Below are 18,586 nucleotides of genomic sequence, written 5' to 3'. Positions count from 1 at the left end.
GGGAACACACCATGCCCGTCCTCACCGGAGGCCAGATCGTCGCGCGGACGCTGCGCAACTACGGGGTCGACGTCGTCGCCGGCATACCCGGCCACGGCATCTGGTCACTGACCGACGCCTTCCTCGACGACGAGTCCCGGATCCCCTTCATCCAGACCTTCCACGAGCAGAGCGCCGTCCACCTCGCCGACGGCTACTACCGCGTCACCGGCCGCCCCCAGGCCGCGGTGACCTCCATCGGCGCCGGCGCGAGCAACACCGTCATCGGCATGGGCACCGCGTTCACGGACTCCACCAGTGTCCTCGTCGTCACCGGCGGCCCGCCGACCCACATGCGAGGCCACGGACTGCTCCAGGAACTCGACCGCTACACGGCCAACGACTTCCCCAAGGTGGCCGAGGCCGTCAGCAAACGGCACTGGGTCGTCACCCGGGTCGAGGAACTCCCCTTCGTCCTGCACCGCTGCTTCAACTCCATGCTGACCGGCCGTCCGGGCCCGGTGCACCTCGAAGTCCCCATGGACGTACAGGCCGAGGCGGCGGACGTCCAGCTCCACGACCTGGAGCGGCGCATCCCGGTCGGCCGCCAGCACCCCGACCCGGAAGCCGTGGACCGCGCGGTCGACGTGCTGCGCGCGGCCACCCGGCCGGTCATCGTGGTCGGCGGCGGTGCGATCACCTCCGAGGCGTCCGACGAGGTCCTCGCGCTCGCCGAACGCTGGAAGATCCCGGTCGTCACCACGTGGAACGGCAAGAGCGCCTTCCCCGAGGACCACGAGCTGTTCGCGGGCAGTGTCGGCCAGACCGGCACGATGACCGGCAACGCGATCGCGAGCTCCGCCGACGTCGTCATCTCCGTCGGCTGCCGCTTCACCGACTGGTCCGCCTCCAGCTACGCCAAGGGCGTCAGCTTCTCCATCCCGCCCGCGAAGCTCATCCACATCGACATCGACCCGCACGAGATCGGCAAGAACTACCCCGCCGAGGTGGGCATCGTCGCGGACGCGCAGCGCGCCGTGGCCGCCATCGTCGACTCCCTCCCCGGCAAGGGCGTCGACCGCTCCGAGTACCTCGCCGAACTCGCCCGGCTCAAGCAGGACTGGGAGGAGAAGCTCGCCGGCCGCCGCGACAGCGACCGCTTCCCGTTCACCTCGCAGCGCCCGCTCGGCGCGCTGCGCAACGTGCTCCCGCGCGACGCGATCATCGTCGCCGGTTCGGGCAACACCCAGGGAGCGGTCAAGCAGACCTTCCCCGTCTACTCCCCGCGCACCCACCTCACCTCCGGCGGCTTCTCCTCCATGGGCTGGGCCGTCCCGGCCGCCGTCGGCGCCAAACTCGCCCGGCCCGACAGCCCGGTGGTGTGCGTCCTCGGCGACGGCGACTTCCTCATGACCGCCCAGGAGATCGCCCTGAGCGTCACCGCCGACGCGCCGGTGATCTTCGTCGTCCAGAACAACGCGGGCTACATGTCGATCCGCGGCGGTCAGCGCAAGCAGACCTCGCGCCACATCGGCACCGAGTTCTCGTACCCCGACGGCTCGCCGTACAGCCCCGACTTCGCGGCCATGGGCCGGGCCTTCGGGATCGAGTCGTGGAAGGTCAACGACGCCGCTTCCCTGGAGCCGACGCTGCGCAAGGCGGTCCGGTCCGGGGCCCCCGCCGTGATCGAGGTCCCCACGGACCGCGACGCCGCGGGCCCCTGGGTCCCCGGCTGGTGGGACTTCCCGATCCCGGCGTACATCACCGACGAACGCCAGGACGAGTACCACCGCACCCGGGCCACCGAGCAGCACCTCTGAGAAGGCCCCGCGCCCGCCGACAGACGACCGCCCTTGCAGCCGAGCCCCGGCCGCACGGGCGGTCGGCGCCCGATGGCCTGTCGGCACAGGTGCCGGCTCAGCGCGCGGCGCGGATCGCGAGCGGGCCCCGGCGCGTGATCGCGAAAGTCGGTTGAGGCGGCGCCTGATGTCGGCGAGGGTCTGTGCCATGGAGTTCCTCTGCTACCACCGCGACCGGCCCGGCTCCCTCCCCCTGCGTGAGGAGCTGGTGGAAGCGCACTGGTCCTACATGGATCAGTACGCGGAACAGCTGATCGCCCGCGGCCCGACCTTCGCCGAGGACGGCGAGACCCCCACCGGTAGTGTCCACATCGTCGATCTGCCGGATCCCGCCGCGGCGCGCGCCTTCGCCTTCGAGGAGCCCAACTACCAGGCGGGCGCCTACCGCGACGTTTTGCTGCGCCGGTGGCGCAATCTGCTGGGGCGCACCATGTGGGAGTTCCCCGGTGGGCGGACCGGCGGCAACCGGTACCTGGTGCTCGGCCTCGGCTCGGGCGGGCCCGTCGACGTCACCGTGCCGCCCGGCTACGACGGGCTGATCGCGTACGGGCCGCTGCTGTCCGACGACGGCGAGACCTGGCTGGGCACGGCGGTGCTGGTCCGGGCCACCGACCCGGACGCGGCCCGCGCCGTCCTGACCGAGGACCGGTACGCCGACATCGAGGTCCACGACTGGGAGTTCGGCGGACGCCGCTGAACCGGGGGCCCGACGGCCCATGAGGGTCAGTCGGGCATGGCCTCGGCGTAGTGGCGGAAGCCGTCCCGCTCGGTGTGCAGGGCGTAGAGGCGTTCGGCCAGGGTGTCGGGGTTGCTGTGTTCGGAGTCGGGGTGGATGGCGCCGGGGACGATCAGTTGCGCGGCGTGGATGTTCTCCGGGGCGAGCGTGTCATGGAGCATGCGCGCGTAGGCGCTCTCGGCGGCGAAGGCGACGGAGGTTCCGGCACGTTCCGGGTGGGGGTGTACGGCACTGCCCCCGTTGACGAACAGGAGCGTGCCGCGGCCGAGTTCGCGCATGCCGGGCAGGACGGCGTTCACCGCGGTGACGGGGCCCTTCACGGAGACGGGGCGTGGTCCGCGGCACCGAGTGTGACCGATCCGCTCGGTCACGTCCTCGCCGGGCTGTCGTGCGGGCCCTGCCGCGGCATCGCTGAGGGCGGTCTCCCCGGTGTGCCTCTCTCCAGTCCGCGCGACGGCTCTGTCCAGTCCGCGCGACGGCTCTCTCCGGTCCGTGCGACGGTCAGGCGACGGGCAGCAGGCGGACGCAGCAGTGGCCCGGGGAGGGCATGAGGCGGGCCTCCCAGCCGTCCTCGCCGACCGTGCTCAGCACACCCCGCAGCAGATGCAGGTTCATTCCGCACACCGTCTCGGTGTGCTCGCGGGCCAGCACATGGAACGGGCAGTTGCCGAGCACGATCGCCTCCCCGTCGAGGGACGGCTCGAAGCCGTGACGTTCCAGCAGGTCCACCACCCCGGCGGTCTCCCGCTCGCCCAACTGCTCGCCCAGCTCCGTCGCCTTGCGGTGCAGCACCTCGCGGACCGCTTCGCCTGTCGCGTCGGACTCCTCCACCGCCTGCGCCAGCAGCCGCCCGGCCAGCTCGTAGCGCCGCTCGGGCAGGGTGACGCTGATCTGCTTCCCGGAGCGCCGGTACAGCTTCGCGGGCCGGCCGGCGCCCGGGCCGCTACGTCCGCTGCGCCGCTCGTACACCACCTCCAGCAGCCCCTCGGCTGCCAGCCGGTCGAGATGGAAGGCCGCCGTCTGGCGCGCCAGCCCCAGGGCCTGGGCGGCGTCGTCCCGGCCGACCGGGCCGGACTGCCGCGCCACGTGGTCGTACAGCCGTCGGCGCGTCGGCTCGTCCAGGGCCGCGACGGCGGAGACGTCACCGCCGGGTGCTTCGTTCGAGTGGTCCACGCACACCAGTGTAAAACCAACGGTCATTGACTTAAGAGCCAAGCGGGGCTTCTATTGATAGTGAACCTTGTCGATAGAAGGAGGGGCGTCATGCCGTCCACCCTCAGCACCACACCGGTCACGCCTCGGCGCGCCCTGGCCGCCGACCCCGCCTACCAGGCGTTCTGGATCCTGCGGACGGGATTCGCCGTGGCGCCGATCCTGTTCGGCCTGGACAAGTTCGCCAATCTGCTCGTGGACTGGCCGACCTACCTCGCTCCGTGGGTCGACGACCTGGTCCCGGGCAGCGCCCAGGCCGCCATGTACGCCGTCGGTGTCGTCGAGATCGTCGCCGGCCTCACCGTGGCCCTCGCCCCGCGGTTCGGCGGCTGGCTCGTGGCGGGCTGGCTCGCGGGGATCATCGTCAACCTGCTGACCATTCCCGACTACTACGACATCGCCCTGCGGGACTTCGGTCTCCTGCTCGGCGCCGTCGCCCTCGCCCGGCTCGCCGACCGCTACCGCCCCACGCGGCCTTCGGACCGAACGGCGCGGACGCCGGACTGACCCGCGCGGACACCGGACTGACCCGCGCGGACACCGGACTGACCCGCGCGGGCACCGGTCCGACCGCGCGGGCACCGGATGGAGACGGCGCCCCGCCGCGGCCGGACCGGACGCTCACCGCACCCCGTCGGCCTCCGGCGCGGGCACCGGGCGGCGCAGGAGGTAGAGGCCCGCGGCCGACACCATCAGCGCCATGCAGGCGATGAACACCAGGCCGGCGCTCTCCAGGCCGATCGGCCCAGTCAGCAGCCCCATCCCGATGACGGGAAGGGAGATGCCCGTGTAGGCCACCACGAAGAGCGCGGAGATCGCGGCCGCGCGACGGTCCGCCTCGGCGGCGCGGGCCACGGCCGACAGCGCCCCGCGAAACGCCAGTCCCTGCCCCGCGCCGCCGACGAGCGCGCTCAGCACGACCAGCGGCAGCGAGTCCCACCGCAACGCTCCCGCCAGCAGCGCCAGGCCGGTCAGGAGCGCGGCACAGCCCAGCGGCAGCGACCGGCCGACCCCGACCGGGCCGACCGCCAGCTGCCCGCCCGTGGACGCGAAGAAGGCCAGCGCGACGACCAGACCACTCACCGCGTGGTCGCGCACATCCAGGGACTGCGCGAGGAAGGCCGGGCTGACCGACGTGAACACCCCGAACAGCGCGAACCCCACGAAGGACGCGGTCGCCGCCGGAGCGAACACCGCCCGGACCCCCGGGGTCAGGCCCGGCCGCTCGGGCCGTACGGTGCTCAGCGGCCGACGCTCCCGCACGGTTTCCGGAAGCCGCAGCAGGACGACGGCCGAGCACGCCACCAGGGCGAGGTGAACGGCGAACGGCAGATACAGCGGCCAGTCGGCGTACTCGGCCAGCACGCCCGCGAGCAGGGGACCGCAGCCGAGGCCGCCCATGTTCGCGGCGGTCGCCACGAACGTCGCACGCGAGGCACCGCCGGGCGGCGCCAGCTCCATGACGTACGCCGTGGCGGCCCCGGTGAAGAGGCCCGCCGACAGCCCCGACAGCAGCCGCCCGGCGTAGAGCCAGCCCATGGCGGTGGCGCACAGGAAGCAGACGGCGCTCGCTGCCGCGAACCCCAAACCCCACAGCAGCACCGGGCGGCGGCCCACGGAGTCAGAGACATTGCCCGCCAGGAGCAGCACCCCGATGACCCCGAGGGCGTAGACGGCGTAGACGACGGTGACCGTCAGCTCGGAGAAGCCGAACTTCTCCTGGTAGAGACCGTAGAGAGGGGTCGGCAGCGTCGTACCCACCATGCACACGGCGAACACCGCCCCGCCGAGCAGGCACCGTCGCCAGCCACCAAGATCACCGCCCATACCGCCGACGGTAACCGCACCCGACGGCGCACGCGCCCCGACGCGGCCCGTCCCCGCCGCCCGCCCCCGCGAGCCGTTCGGCGGACCGGGGCGGCCGCCCGTACCCCGCGCCTTCGGGTCAGCGGTCGGTCCCCTCGCGCCGGCAGTGCAGGAAGAGGTGCGGCTCGGGGCCGGCGCCCGGGTGGTCCGGGGTGAAGAGGGTGGTGTGCCGGGACAGCACCGTCAGGCCCGCCGCCTCCACCGTGGCGACGACGTCCTCCTCGGCGAAGCTGGTCGCGCGGACGGGTTGGCCCATGAAGACCACCTCGACGTCCTCGACGTCCGCCGGTACGGTGGCCAGCACCAGATGACCGCCGGGCCGCAGGGCCAGGGCCAGCCGCCGCAGCACGGCCGACTGCTCGGCGCGGGTCATCTGCAGCAGCGAGAAGAACACGCACACCCCGTCGAACGAGTCCGCCTCCAGCGGGAGTTCACGGACGTCCGCGTGGCGGAACTCGGCCTCGGGGACCTGGCGTCGGGCGAGTTCCACCATGACGGGGGAGGCGTCGACCCCCAGCACCGCGTGCCCCGCCTTCACCAGCGTCGCAGCGGTGGGCCGCCCGGTGCCGCTGCCCACGTCCAGCGTCCGCGCGCCGGGAGGCAGCCGCTCGACGAGCCACTCCAACGCCGCCAGATGCGCGGGGGCATGGGCGAACGCCCTCTCGTAGTCGGCGCCCAGGGCGTCGAACAGCACGGCGGCGGGCGGCCGTTGGCGCTCCTGCGTCACGTGGGTGTCCCTTCGGTGGCCGACCCGCATCGTCGCACTCGTGGGACGTGCGCCACAACGTCCGCCACAACGTCCGCCCGGTGCGCGTCCCGACGGGTCCGGCAGGGGAGAATGAGGGCCGTACCCAACGGTCGACCCTTGCGGAGGAGCGGGAAATGCAGGACGCGCGAGCGGGGCAGGTCGCCGGGCCCGACGACCTCGTCGATGTGGCCCGCCTGGTCACGGCGTACTACGCGCTGCACCCCGACCCGGCCGAGCCCGGGCAGCGGGTGGCGTTCGGCACCTCGGGCCACCGCGGCTCGTCCCTCGCGGCGGCGTTCAACGAGGACCACATCGCCGCCACCAGCCAGGCCATCTGCGAGTACCGCGCCGCCCAGGGCACCGACGGCCCCCTCTTCCTCGGGGCCGACACGCACGCCCTGTCCGAGCCGGCGCGGATCACGGCGCTGGAGGTGTTCGCCGCCAACGACGTCACCGTCCTCATCGACCAGGCCGACGGCTACACGCCCACCCCGGCGGTCTCGCACGCCATCCTCACCCACAACCGTGGCCGTACCTCGGCCCTCGCCGACGGCGTGGTGGTCACGCCCTCGCACAACCCGCCCGCCGACGGCGGCTTCAAGTACAACCCGCCGAGCGGCGGCCCCGCCGGTTCCGAGGCGACCTCCTGGATCCAGGACCGCGCCAACGAGATCATCACCGGCGGCCTGAAGGACGTACGGCGCATCCCGTACACCCGCGCCCTCGCGGCCCCCGGCACGAGTCGCTACGACTTCCTCGGCACCTACGTCGCCGATCTGCCCGCCGTGCTGGACCTGGACGCGATCCGCTCAGCCGGTGTGCGCATCGGTGCCGATCCGCTGGGCGGTGCCTCCGTCGCCTACTGGGGCCGGATCGCCGAACAGCACCGGCTCGACCTGACGGTGGTGAACCCGCTCACCGACCCCACCTGGCGCTTCATGACGCTGGACTGGGACGGCAAGATCCGCATGGACTGCTCCTCGCCGTACGCCATGGCCTCGCTCATCGAGCGGCGCGACCGTTTCGACATCGCCACGGGCAACGACGCCGACGCCGACCGGCACGGCATCGTCACCCCGGACGGCGGCCTGATGAACCCCAACCACTATCTGGCCGTGGCGATCTCCTACCTCTTCTCGCACCGGGAGCAGTGGCCGGCCGGCGCCGGGATCGGCAAGACCCTCGTGTCGTCCAGCATGATCGACCGGGTCGCGGCGGACGTCGGCCGGGAACTGGTCGAAGTGCCCGTCGGCTTCAAGTGGTTCGTGGACGGCCTGTCCGACGGCACGCTCGGCTTCGGCGGCGAGGAGTCGGCGGGCGCGTCGTTCCTGCGCCGCGACGGCTCGGTGTGGACCACCGACAAGGACGGCATCATCCTGGCGCTGCTCGCCTCCGAGATCACGGCGGTCACGGGAAGGACCCCGTCGCAGCACTACGCGGGGCTCACCGAGCGGTTCGGCGCTCCCGCATACGCGCGTGTGGACGCCCCGGCCACCCGCGAGGAGAAGGCCCTGCTCGCCAAGCTCTCCCCGCGCCAGGTCACCGCCGACACCCTCGCCGGTGAACCGGTCACCGCGGTCCTCACCGAGGCGCCCGGCAACGGCGCCGCACTCGGCGGCATCAAGGTCGCCACCGCCAACGCCTGGTTCGCGGCCCGCCCCTCCGGCACGGAGGACGTCTACAAGATCTACGCCGAGTCCTTCCACGGCCCCGACCACCTGACCCGGATCCAGGAGGAGGCCAAGTCGGTGGTGCTGGCGGCACTGAACGCGTAGGGGCTTCGCCGGTCCAGGACTCCACCTGGGGCCTGTCGTTTGGATCACGCCTGGGCCGCGGGGCTTGGTGCCCGTAGCCCGAAGTCCGCATGATCCAAACGACAGACCCTAGTCCTGCGGGACGAGCGTCGGTGCGTCCGGCTCACCGCGTGACACCCGCAGGACCGCCTTCCCCGCGACCCGGCGCCCGCGCAGGGCCTCGGCGGCGTCGGCGAAGCGGTCCCAGGGCCCCTGCCAGCCGATCTCGACGGTGACGGCTCCCTCGGCGGCGAGCTCGGTGAGGGCGGCCAGGTCCGGGCCCGTGTCGCCCTCGATGACGAAGGACGTCAGCGACTTGGACGGGCCGACGGTCGCATACGGAGGAAAGACCGCGGGCTCACCGGAGGTCCAGCCGACGCTCTGCACGCTGCCCCCCGGAGCGAGCAGGTTCCATGCCGCGACCAGTTGGGGGCCGCCGACGCTGTCGATGACCACGTCGACCAGTCGGTCGAGTCCCTCCAAGCCGATCAGCACCTCGTCGGCGCCGGCCTCGACCAGTCCCTCCCCACGGGCCGGTGAACCCACGGACGCGATCACGTGGGCGCCGGCCCGCGCCGCCAACTGGACGGCGAACCGGCCCACCCCACCGGAGGCCCCGGTGATCAACACCCTTGTGCCCGGCCCGAGTCCGGCGGCGCGCAGCGAACGGAGCGCCGCGAGTCCGGCGACCGGCAGAGCGACCGCATCCGCCAGATCCAAGCCCTGGGGCACCTCGGCGAGCGCGCCCGTATCGATCGCCACGCGCTCGGCGAACGCCCCCGAGGTCAAGGCGACCACGCGGGTGCCCACCGCCGGGCCGGTTCCGTCGGCGGCGGCCTGCACCACCACCCCGGCGGCGTCCGAACCGAGGACCGCACCGACCGGGACTCGACCGGAGCGGGCGTCGTTGAGGTCGCCGTAGTTCAGGGAAGCGTGGGAGACGTCCACCAGGACCTGGCCCGGCCCGGCCACAGGGTCGGGCACCTCGGCGAGGCGGACGGCGGCGGGTGCGGACGGATCGACGACGAGAGCACGGACAGGCATGTCTTCCCCCTTGGTGCACGATGTGTAACAGCAGTCATCATCCGTAACCTTGCTGTGCGGCGGAAGGAGGCACATTCATGTCACGCAGTCACATCCGTGGTGCGGAAGCGGTGAAGACCGAAGCCTGTCCGGTCACCGAGGTGCTCGACCGAGTGGCGGGCAAGTGGAGCATCGGGATCCTGACCGCGGCCGCCCACGGCCCGGTCCGCTTCACCGAGCTCGAACGAGCCATCCACGGGATCAGCCGGCGGATGCTCACCCTCACTCTGCGCAGACTCGAGCGGGACGGACTGCTCACCCGCACCGTCCACCCGACCGTGCCGCCCAAGGTCGAGTACGACCTCACCCCCATGGCCCGGGAGCTCCACGCCTCGCTGATCGAACTGGTGGGCTGGGCCGAGCGGCACCGGTCCTCCGTCGCCGAGGCCCGCGCCGCCTATGACGCCGCGGCGGAGCGGTCGCCCGAGGTCGGCTGAGAAGGGGCGCCCCGCCCCGATGGCCTGGACAGCCGGCGGACGGCCCGGCTTGAGCCCTGCGGCAACAACGGCTCAAGCCGGGCCCACTGTCCATTCGTCAGATCACCACGCCCCACAGCAGATCGACGCGCAGGTGGTGGCGTCGCCGGAGCCTAACCGGGAGACAGCGGCACCCACGGCGAAGAGCGCTCCGCCGAGGACGAACGCGGTCGCGGCGATCGCGTTGAGCCTGCGCAACCGGGCGACGGCGGTCTCGTCTGCCCTGGCGTGATGGGCGGCGGTCGCTCCGGGCGGATGGACGGTGATGAGTCCGCGGCGCCGGGCGAGCCGGGATTCCCAGACGGCGGTACCGCCGCCCTCGGCGCGCTGCGGAGCGCTGGATGTCCTCACGGGGTCCGCGCCGGGCTCTGGCAGGCAGGGCAGAGTTCGAATCGTCCTTGGTCGACGACGCTTCCCCAGCCGCGACAGTTGTCGCAGTCACGGGCGCGGGCGATGTTCACGTGGCGGGTTGAGACAGGAGCGTTCGGGTGGGCTCCGTGGATCATGCGGCCGTACTCCCTCGGGTAGAGGTCTCGCAGGCATAACTATTACATATTTCACAAAGCTATCCAATCGGGTGAATGGTGCATGTCGCGATCGGGTGCGCTGTCGGCCCGGTTACCGGTCCGGCACCGGGCCGGCTGTTTGCCGTCGTCAGCGGCGGGGACCCGCAGGTCATGAGCGCACCATCACGTCGTCGGACGGCGCAGAACAGGGTCCTCGGGCTGCTGGACCGGCTGGAGCGGGAGCCACGGGGTGACGCGGTGATCGGCGTGCTCCGCGAGCGGGTGCGGTCCCTGCCGCTGGGGCGCGGCCGGGACGTGCTGCACGGCCGCTGGCTGGGGCACCCGGTCCATCCGCTGATGGTCCAGGTGCCGATCGGCAGCTGGCTCTCCGCCGCCGTCCTGGATCTGCGCCCCGGCCGTTCCCGCGAGGCCGGCCTCCTCGTCGGTGTCGGGCTGGCGGCCGCCGCTCCGGCGGCCCTGGCCGGCGCCGTCGACTGGGCGGAACTCCACCGCCAGCAGCAGCGCGTCGGCCTCGTGCACGCCGCGGCCAACGTGGCGGCGGTCGGCCTCTACACCGCCTCGCTCGTCTCACGCGCCCGGGGCCGTACGCTCGCCGGCCGCGCCTACGGTTTCCTGGGGCTGGCGGCGGTCGGCGCCGGCGGCATGCTCGGCGGCCACCTCGCCTACCGCCAGGCGTCCGGAGCCAACCATGCCGAGGAGGTCCCGCACGTCGTGTCGCAGGGCTGGCGCAGGATCGGCACCGTCGACGAGTTCCCGGTCGGCCGGGCCGTACGGCGCGCCGTGGACGACGTGCCGGTCCTGGTCGTGCGTGAGATCGGCGGCACGCTCCACGCGCTGGCCGAGCGGTGCAGCCACCTCGCGGGCCCGCTGTCCGAGGGCACCGTCGCGGACGGATGCGTCCAGTGCCCCTGGCACGGCAGCGTCTTCCGCCTCTCGGACGGCTGGAACGTACGCGGCCCCGCCACCGCGCCGCAGCCCGCCTTCGACACCCGGATCACCGACGGCCACGTCGAGATACGCCTGCGTCAGCAGGACGGCACGGACCCGACGGCGAACAGCCGGGCGGAGGACGCGCAGGCGGCGGCCGGAGGGGCGGCTGACGGACAGGCGACCGACCGGCGGCACAGCGGAGCCGGGGCGGCGGGCCGGAGCCACCGGCACGGGCCCCGCCGGCACCGGGACTGACGACGCTCCGCGGATCACGTCACTGCGGCGTGCTGCCGTGCCATTCGCAGCACAGGACGGTGGCGTCGTCGGCCAGGAATCCGTCGTGGTAGTCGAGGACCGCGTGGACCAGTCGGCGCAGTGTCTCGGGCAGGGGGACACCGTCCGCGTGGTGGCGGACGACGAAGTCGACGAAGCGGTCGCGGCCGAACTGCTGCCCGCCGGTGTCGCGCGCCTCGGTGACGCCGTCGGTGTGGAACAGCAGCCGGTCGCCCGGTTCCAGCTGCTCCCGGCAGACCGTGGCGGACAGGCCCAGGTCGGTGCCGAGGGGGTGGGTGGGCGGTCAGTCCAGGGTGGTGACCCAACGGCCGCCCCGGATGAGCACGGGCAGGGGGTGCCCGTAGTTGACCCAGCTCAGGTACCCGGTCGTGAGGTCGAGGTCGGCGAGGATGCCGGTGGCGTAGCGGCTGTGCCGGAACTGTTCGAGGAGCGCCGCCTCGATCGCGCTGCCCGCCTCGGGCAGCCCCGCTCCCCGGCGGCGGTGGCTTCGGCAGGTGGCGATGGCCAGGTTCGCGGTGAGCCCCGCGGCCGTGTCGTGGCCCATGGCGTCGAAGATGGCCAGATGGGCGACGTCCGCGGCCAGGGCGTAGTCGAAGGCGTCCCCGGCGGTCTCGTACGCCGGTTCCATCGCGGCCGCGATCGTCACCCTGCCGTCGGAGAACGTCTGCGGCGGCATCAGGGTCCACTGCATCTCCGCGGAGGGGCTCATCCGCCGGGTGCGGGTGAGGCGGGCGTAGGAGTCGCTGTAGCTGCGCTTGGACACCAGCATCAGCCCCAGCAGGGACGCGAGGTCCTGCATCGCCTCCCGGTCCGGGTCGGCGGCGGTGACGTCGACGCGGAGCACCCCGAGGCGTTCGGTGCCGTCCACCACCGGGATCCAGTGCCGCCCGCGTCCGTCGGTCACCGCGCCGCCCAGGCCCTTCTGGAAGGCCCGGCCCGCGAGAGTGGCGTCGACGCGGAGTTCCTCCCCGCCGTCTCCGGCGTCGATGCCGCGGCCGGTCACCTCCCGCAGGACGTCCTGCTGAAGATCGGCCAGAAAGATACTGGTCCGGCCGAGTCCGGCACGCTCCGCGTGCGTCGCGACAAGGAGGGATATGCCTTCGAACGTCGTCAGATGGCTGGCCCGGGTGAGCGCCACCAGCATGCGCGCCGGGTCTTCGTACACCGCCACACCAAGCCCCGTCGAAAGGGGACTGCCCGGTTCCGCCCGTCGACCTCGTTCGTTCACGGTGGTCAGGAACGGCTGACGGCTGACGAAGACGAGAAGCCCGTACGGCTGTTAAGGCCAGCCTACGCCGAGCCCGTGACGCCGAGCGCCGATTCTCCCTGGGCCCGGCCCCGGAGCAGCCCGCGCCGTTCCTCCTCGCAGGTACCGCCCCACACCCCCTGTGCGCCGGTCGCCTGGAGCGCCCACGTCAGACAGGGGTGGATCACCGGGCAGCGTCGGCAGATCGCCTTCGCCCTGGCCTGCTGATCCCGCAGGGCGGCCCCGGTGACGGCCACGGGGAAGAACAGTTCGGGGTCCTCATGGGCACATGCCGCGTCCCGCCACCAGTCCATGGCTGCCGCCTTCCCGTCCGCGTCGGCGACCAGCGGATCGGTCCTGCCACCGGCGGCCACCGCCGCCGATGCCCCGGCGTCCACTGGACCCCTGCCAGCGGAGTGCGCTGTCCCACCGGGGGAGACCGACCTCGTCACGAGCAGACACATCGCGCGGGGCCATTTTCACGCCAAATCCGGCGTTCGCAACCGTGACGACGTGACCTTTTTGCCGACCGCCCCCGGTGACGGGACCCCGGACGGCGCTGTCGCGACCGTCCCGGACGAGATCCGAGCGCGGCATCGGTCGTAGGCGAGTGATCCACGGGTACCCGGTCGCCGTGCAGAGGCCCCGGCCCTGGTCCGTGACGGTCAGGTCGGGGTGAGAACCGCATCGAGGAGGTCTCAGATGAGCACGGTCAAGGAAGCGGTGGAAGTCGAGGTCCCCGTCCACACCGCTTACAACCAGTGGACCCAGTTCGAGGAGTTCCCGCAGTTCATGGAAGGGGTCGAGGAGGTCCGTCAGATCGACGACCGCCACAACCACTGGACGACCAAGGTCGGCGGGGTGAAGCGCGAGTTCGACACCGAGATCGTCGACCAGCTTCCGGACGAGCGGATCACCTGGCGTACGACCACGGGTGACACCAAGCAGAAGGGCACGGTCCACTTCGAACGTCTGGACGACACGCACACCCGGGTGGAGCTCGTCATGGACATCGAGGCCAGCGGCATCGAGAAGGCGGGCGACATGCTGGGCATGATCGACCGTCGTGTGAAGGGCGACATGCGGCGCTTCAAGGAGTACATGGAGAAGCGCGGCGGCGAGTCCGGAGCCTGGCGTGGCCGCATCAGGCCCGGCGAGTGACCCCGCCCGACCCCTGAGACGCGTTCTCGTCGGCGCCGACCGCCTGCCGGGTGGCCGGCGCCGACGTATGTACGGAACCGGCGTCCGGCGGGGCGAAGCCGGCCGCCCCCCACCGGGGCGAAGCCGTCCGTCCCCGGCGGGGCGAAGCCGCCCGCCCTACCGCTTCCAGCCGCCTCCGGCCGGGCCAAGTCCAGCCGTACCGCTCCCACGACCAGGGCGGAATCGCCCCGTCCGTAGGTCCGTTCGGCCCTACCCGGGGGCGAGCCACGGCATCGTCCGTGCACCGCGCCAACTCGCCGCCGCCGTCTGGGAGTTCCACTGGGCGGTCCCCGTCGCCTGGTACTCCCTGATCGGGATGCTCATCGCGAACCGTTCTGGACCGACTGGCAGGCCGTGCTCGCCTGACCGGCCGGGCCGCCCGGCACCCCCGCGCCGTTCCGACGGGACGCGAGCCCCGCTCTCTTCGATACTGACGGAGTGACCTGCTGGACGTGGGAGTACGAGGGCTACGAGGCCGCCGACGAACGGCTGAGGGAGTCGCTGTGCACCCTCGGCAACGGGTGCTTCGCCACCCGAGGGGCCCTGCCCGAATGCGCCGCCGACGGCGTGCACTACCCGGGCACCTATGTCGCCGGCTGCTACAACCGGCTCACCTCCGACGTCGCGGGGCGCCGGGTCGACAACGAGGACATGGTCAACCTCCCGAACTGGCTGCCACTGCGCTTCCGCCTGCCCGGACAGCGGTGGCTCACCCCGGACACGGGCACCGTGCTCGACCACCGCCAGGTCCTCCACCTGTCGACGGGCACCCTGGAGCGCCGGACCACGTACGCGCTCGACGCACGACGCTCCCTGGAGGTGCGCCAGCAGCGCCTCGTGCACATGGCCGACCCCCATCTCGCCGCGCTGCGGACCCAGTTCAGGGTCGACGGGGTGCCGGACGCGACGGAGCTGGAGGTAGAGGCCCGGCTCGACGGCGGGGTCACCAACGCCGGCGTGCCCCGCTACCGGGACCTGGACGGCCACCACCTCACCCATGTGCACACCGGTTCGACGGGCACGGACACGGTGTGGCTGCGCTGCCGCACCCGCACCTCCGACATCCGCGTCGGCATGGCGGCCCGCCTGACCGCCGGGGCCTCTCCGGTCCGCGACCGGCACGCACCCCCGTACGCCGTCCAGGCGGTCCGGCTGCGTCTGGCGCCCGGCACCACCCGCACCGTCGACAAGACCGTGGCCCTGCACACCTCCCGCGATCCGGCGATCAGCGACCCGCTGCGCGCCGCGATCGACCGGGTGGGCCGCGCCCCCGGCTTCGACGGACTGCTCGCGGCACACACCACGGCCTGGGCCCAGCTGTGGCGCCGCGCCGACCTGGAAGTGCCCGGCGAGGCGGGCACCATCCTGCGGCTGCACCTCTTCCACGTCCTGCAGACCTTGTCCCCGCACACCGCCGACCTCGACGTCGGCGTACCCGCCCGGGGGCTGCACGGGGAGGCCTACCGGGGCCATGTCTTCTGGGACGAGCTGTTCGTGCTGCCGTATCTGAACCTGCACTTCCCGGAGGTGTCCCGCGCCCTGCTCCGCTACCGCCACCGGCGCCTCGACCAGGCCTGCTCCGCCGCGCGCGCCGTCGGACGACGCGGTGCCCTGTACCCGTGGCAGAGCGGCAGCGACGGACGGGAGGAGACCCAGGAACTCCACCTCAACCCGCGCTCCGGGCGCTGGCTGCCCGACCACTCCCGGCTCCAGCGCCACGTCGGGTCGGCGGTCGCGTACAACGTCTGGCAGTACTGCGAGGCGAGCGGCGACGCCGAGTTCCTGCACACCAAGGGCGCCGAGATGCTGCTGCAGATCTCCCGCTTCTGGGCGGACTGCGCGACCTACGACGAGAGCCTCGGCAGGCACCGCCTGCGCGGTGTCGTCGGCCCCGACGAATACCACGACTCCTATCCCGGTGCGACGGAACCCGGCCTCGACGACAACGCGTACACCAACGTCACCGCGGCCTGGGTGCTCACCCGCACGCTCGACGTGCTGCGCGCCCTGCCCGAGCCCCGCCGCCGCGAACTGGCCGAGCGGACCGGCCTGGACGGCGGGGAACTCGAACGCTGGGAGGACGTGTCCCGCACCCTGCACGTGCCCTTCCACAGCGGCGTCATCAGCCAGTTCGAGGGCTACGGGGACCTCGCCGAACTGGACTGGCCGCAGTACCGGAGACGGTACGGCGACATCCGTCGCCTCGACCGGATCCTGGAGGCCGAGGGCGACACCGTCAACCGCTACCGGGCGTCCAAGCAGGCCGACGTGCTGATGCTCGGATACCTCTTCTCACCCGCCGAACTGCACCGCCTGTTCGCCCGGCTCGGCCACCGGCTGGACGACGACATCTGGCGGCGGACCGTCGACCACTACCTCGCCCGCACCAGCCACGGCTCCACCCTCAGCGGCCTGGTGCACGGCTGGGTCCTGGCGCGGGCGCGACGGGCCGAGGCATGGGCGTTCTGCCAGGAGGCCCTGCGCGGCGACATCGCCGACCTCCAGGGCGGCACCACCGGCGAGGGCATCCACCTCGGCGCCATGGCCGGCACCCTCGACCTCGTCCAGCGCGGACTGACCGGCCTGGAGACCCGCGAGGGCGCCCTGTGGCTCGACCCGGTGCCGCTGCCGGAGCTGTCCGCGTACGGATTCGCCCTGCGCTACCGGGGCCACTGGGGTGTACGGCTGCGCCTGGAGCATGGCCGCCTGGAGATCACGGTGCCGGACTCGGACCGCTCCCCGATCGACATCCGGCTGCCCGGCCGCGAGGTGCGCCTCCACCCTGGGCAGCGCAGACACCTCGACCTCCCCGACCGGCCCCCTGACCGCGGCCCGCACGCCGGACCCCGGCGTTCCGCGTCCCCGTCTCAGCCCCCGTGACCGCTCCCGTCGTCACTCCACTCCCGGTACGCGGCCACGGCCGTGGGCAGCGTGGGGAAGATCCGGTCGGCGCCGACGGACTCCGCGAGGCCGTAGGCCCTCAGTTCGTCCATCAGGTCCTGCTTGACGCGGGCGAGCGCGAGGACGACGCCCCGCCGGGCCAGTTCACGGCGCAGCTCGTCCACGGCGTCCAGGGCGGTGATGTCGACCTCGACGTTCGCCTCGGTGTTGAGGACGAACCAACGCACCGGGTCCTCCTGCTCGTCCACCGCGGCCAGGGCACGGCGCCGGAAGTCCTCCGCGTTGGCGAAGAACAGCGGGGAGTCGTAGCGGTACACCAGCAGGCCGGGGATGGTGCGGGCGTCCGGGTAGTCGTCGATGTCGTGCATGCCGGCCACCCCGGGCACGAGCCCCAGGACGGCGTCGTGCGGACGCGCCACCCGGGTCAGCAGCTCCGCGATCGACAGGCCGACGGCGACGAGCACCCCGTACAGGATGTCGAAGGCGAGGACCCCGGCGAGGCAGCCGAGCGCCAGCAGCAGCTCCCGCCTGCGGAACGACGCGAGCCTGCGGAAACCCGCCAGGTCGATCATGCGGACGGCCGCGTACACGACGAGGACGCCCAGGACGGCCCTCGGTGTGCGGGACAGCAGAGGGCTGAGGAAGAGCAGCACCGCCAGGACCGCCGCCCCGGCGACCAGCGAGTACGCCTGACTGCGGGCACCCGCGGTGGACGCGAGGGCGGTACGGCTGGCGCTGCTGCTCACCGGGAAGCCGCTCAGCGCACCCGCCCCGAGGTTGGCGGCGCCCAGGGCGAGGAACTCCTGGTCGGCGTCGAGCGCCTCCTTGCCGTCGCCGTCGCCGTCGCCGTCGGCGAAGGCCCGCGCGGTGAGGATGAAGTCGGTGTAGCCGACAAGCAGCACACCCAGCGCGGGCAGCACCAGCCGGGGCAGCTCGCTCAGGTCCGGTGAGGAGAAGCCGGGCAGGCCGATCGGCACGTCACCGACCACCTCGATGCCGTACCGGTCGTCCAGCCCGAGGACGGCGACGGCCGCCGTGCCCAGGACCAGCACCAGCAGGGGACCGGGAACGGCCCGCACGTACCGGGCGGCGGTGAAGAGGACGGTCAGCGCGACGGCGGAGAACACGACGGTCGCCGTGTGCGCCTCCGACAGGTTCCCGAGGAACGACCACGACTGCGCGAAGAACGAGGACCCCGCGGTGTCGACCCCCGTGAGCTTGGGCAGCTGGTCCACCGTCATGATCAGCGCCACGCCCGCCAGATAGCCGATCAGTACCGGCCGGGACAGCAGGTCCGCGACGAAGCCGAGCCGCGCCAGCCGCGCCACCACGCACAACAGGCCCACCGTGATCGCGAGCGTCGCCGCCAGGGTCGCGTACCGGTCCGGGTCCCCGGCGGCGAGGGGCGCCACCACCGTCGCCGTCATCAGCGCCGTCGTCGACTCCGGGCCCACCGACAGCAGCCGGGACGAGCCGAGGAGGGCGTACGCGGCCAGGGCCGGCAGGATCGCCCACAGTCCGACGACCGGCGGCAGCCCCGCCACCCCCGCGTACGCCATCACCTGCGGCACCAGATACGCGGCGACCGTCACCCCGGCCAGGACGTCGCCCCTCAGCCACGCCCGCCGGTAGCCGAGGAGGGTGCCGAGCCCGGGGGCCAGTCGGCGCCACCACGGAACAAGCCGTCCGCCCGAGCCCTGGACCATGGGCCTCCCTCCACCGTGTGGAGATCAGCA

The 18,586-nt window shown here is 72.7% G+C and carries 14 protein-coding genes and 3 pseudogenes; 8 read left to right on the top strand and 9 right to left on the bottom strand.

Annotated elements, in window-relative coordinates:
* Positions 1-11: 11 nt before the first annotated feature.
* Together SMA5143A_RS17250 and SMA5143A_RS17245 are read left to right on the top strand one after the other, a co-directional pair.
* Positions 12-1,799, top strand: coding sequence for a thiamine pyrophosphate-binding protein (locus tag SMA5143A_RS17250; protein ID WP_107463800.1), 1,788 nt, complete (start codon positions 12-14; stop codon positions 1,797-1,799).
* Positions 1,800-1,986: 187 nt separating this feature from the next.
* The gene (locus tag SMA5143A_RS17245) at positions 1,987-2,535 is read left to right on the top strand and encodes a YciI family protein (RefSeq protein WP_107463799.1); all 549 of its coding nucleotides are present in this window, start codon (positions 1,987-1,989) and stop codon (positions 2,533-2,535) included.
* A gap of 26 nt (positions 2,536-2,561) precedes the next feature.
* Here SMA5143A_RS17245 and SMA5143A_RS17240 read toward each other — a convergent pair.
* A pseudogene (locus SMA5143A_RS17240) lies at positions 2,562-2,909 on the bottom strand (SDR family NAD(P)-dependent oxidoreductase); the annotation flags it as partial.
* A gap of 166 nt (positions 2,910-3,075) precedes the next feature.
* Positions 3,076-3,774, bottom strand: a complete 699-nt coding sequence (locus SMA5143A_RS17235) for a helix-turn-helix transcriptional regulator (protein ID WP_181361895.1) — start codon at positions 3,772-3,774, stop codon at positions 3,076-3,078.
* A gap of 63 nt (positions 3,775-3,837) precedes the next feature.
* Between SMA5143A_RS17235 and SMA5143A_RS17230 the strand changes: the two genes are divergently transcribed.
* Positions 3,838-4,293 (top strand): hypothetical protein, encoded by a 456-nt coding sequence (locus SMA5143A_RS17230; RefSeq protein ID WP_107463797.1) that lies wholly within the window; start codon positions 3,838-3,840, stop codon positions 4,291-4,293.
* Between the two features lie 114 nt (positions 4,294-4,407).
* On the opposite strand, the gene SMA5143A_RS17225 is transcribed toward SMA5143A_RS17230, so the two are convergent.
* A complete protein-coding gene (locus SMA5143A_RS17225; protein ID WP_107463796.1) occupies positions 4,408-5,613 on the bottom strand; it encodes an MFS transporter in 1,206 nt (401 codons plus the stop codon).
* 118 nt (positions 5,614-5,731) lie between these two features.
* Entirely contained in the window at positions 5,732-6,409 is a 678-nt protein-coding gene (locus SMA5143A_RS17220) for a class I SAM-dependent methyltransferase (RefSeq protein WP_107463795.1), read from the bottom strand.
* A 125-nt stretch (positions 6,410-6,534) separates the two neighbouring features.
* Here SMA5143A_RS17220 and pgm point away from each other — a divergent pair, with 125 nt between their 5' ends.
* Entirely contained in the window at positions 6,535-8,175 is a 1,641-nt protein-coding gene (pgm, locus tag SMA5143A_RS17215; protein WP_107463794.1) for a phosphoglucomutase (alpha-D-glucose-1,6-bisphosphate-dependent), read from the top strand.
* Positions 8,176-8,283: 108 nt separating this feature from the next.
* On the opposite strand, the gene SMA5143A_RS17210 is transcribed toward pgm, so the two are convergent.
* Entirely contained in the window at positions 8,284-9,237 is a 954-nt protein-coding gene (locus SMA5143A_RS17210) for a zinc-binding dehydrogenase (protein WP_181361894.1), read from the bottom strand.
* Between the two features lie 77 nt (positions 9,238-9,314).
* Here SMA5143A_RS17210 and SMA5143A_RS17205 point away from each other — a divergent pair, with 77 nt between their 5' ends.
* The gene (locus SMA5143A_RS17205; protein WP_107463793.1) at positions 9,315-9,713 is read left to right on the top strand and encodes a winged helix-turn-helix transcriptional regulator; all 399 of its coding nucleotides are present in this window, start codon (positions 9,315-9,317) and stop codon (positions 9,711-9,713) included.
* A gap of 120 nt (positions 9,714-9,833) precedes the next feature.
* Here SMA5143A_RS17205 and SMA5143A_RS43915 read toward each other — a convergent pair.
* Positions 9,834-10,127: pseudogene (locus tag SMA5143A_RS43915) on the bottom strand (hypothetical protein); the annotation flags it as partial.
* Between the two features lie 302 nt (positions 10,128-10,429).
* Between SMA5143A_RS43915 and SMA5143A_RS17195 the strand changes: the two are divergent.
* Positions 10,430-11,464 carry a Rieske 2Fe-2S domain-containing protein gene (locus SMA5143A_RS17195; protein WP_107463792.1) on the top strand — a complete coding sequence of 345 codons (1,035 nt, stop codon included), beginning with the start codon at positions 10,430-10,432 and terminating at the stop codon, positions 11,462-11,464.
* A gap of 19 nt (positions 11,465-11,483) precedes the next feature.
* Here SMA5143A_RS17195 and SMA5143A_RS17190 read toward each other — a convergent pair.
* Together SMA5143A_RS17190 and SMA5143A_RS17185 are read right to left on the bottom strand one after the other, a co-directional pair.
* Positions 11,484-12,647 (bottom strand): annotated as a pseudogene (locus SMA5143A_RS17190) (PP2C family protein-serine/threonine phosphatase).
* 146 nt (positions 12,648-12,793) lie between these two features.
* Entirely contained in the window at positions 12,794-13,147 is a 354-nt protein-coding gene (locus SMA5143A_RS17185; protein ID WP_375136500.1) for a WhiB family transcriptional regulator, read from the bottom strand.
* A 304-nt stretch (positions 13,148-13,451) separates the two neighbouring features.
* Here SMA5143A_RS17185 and SMA5143A_RS17180 point away from each other — a divergent pair, with 304 nt between their 5' ends.
* Complete coding sequence (locus tag SMA5143A_RS17180) at positions 13,452-13,910, top strand: SRPBCC family protein (RefSeq protein WP_107463791.1); 459 nt, start codon at positions 13,452-13,454, stop codon at positions 13,908-13,910.
* Between the two features lie 477 nt (positions 13,911-14,387).
* Positions 14,388-16,829 (top strand): glycoside hydrolase family 65 protein, encoded by a 2,442-nt coding sequence (locus tag SMA5143A_RS17175; protein ID WP_107463790.1) that lies wholly within the window; start codon positions 14,388-14,390, stop codon positions 16,827-16,829.
* Here the strand turns inward: SMA5143A_RS17175 and SMA5143A_RS17170 are convergent.
* Positions 16,817-18,556, bottom strand: a complete 1,740-nt coding sequence (locus SMA5143A_RS17170; RefSeq protein ID WP_107463789.1) for a SulP family inorganic anion transporter — start codon at positions 18,554-18,556, stop codon at positions 16,817-16,819. The two genes, SMA5143A_RS17175 and SMA5143A_RS17170, sit on opposite strands and share 13 nt — an antisense overlap.
* Positions 18,557-18,586 lie beyond the last annotated feature (30 nt).

This window comes from Streptomyces sp. MA5143a, from assembly GCF_900290235.1.
Classification (GTDB): domain Bacteria; phylum Actinomycetota; class Actinomycetes; order Streptomycetales; family Streptomycetaceae; genus Streptomyces.
Note: the sequence above shows the minus strand (reverse complement) of the source record. Positions and strands in the feature narration are given on the sequence as shown.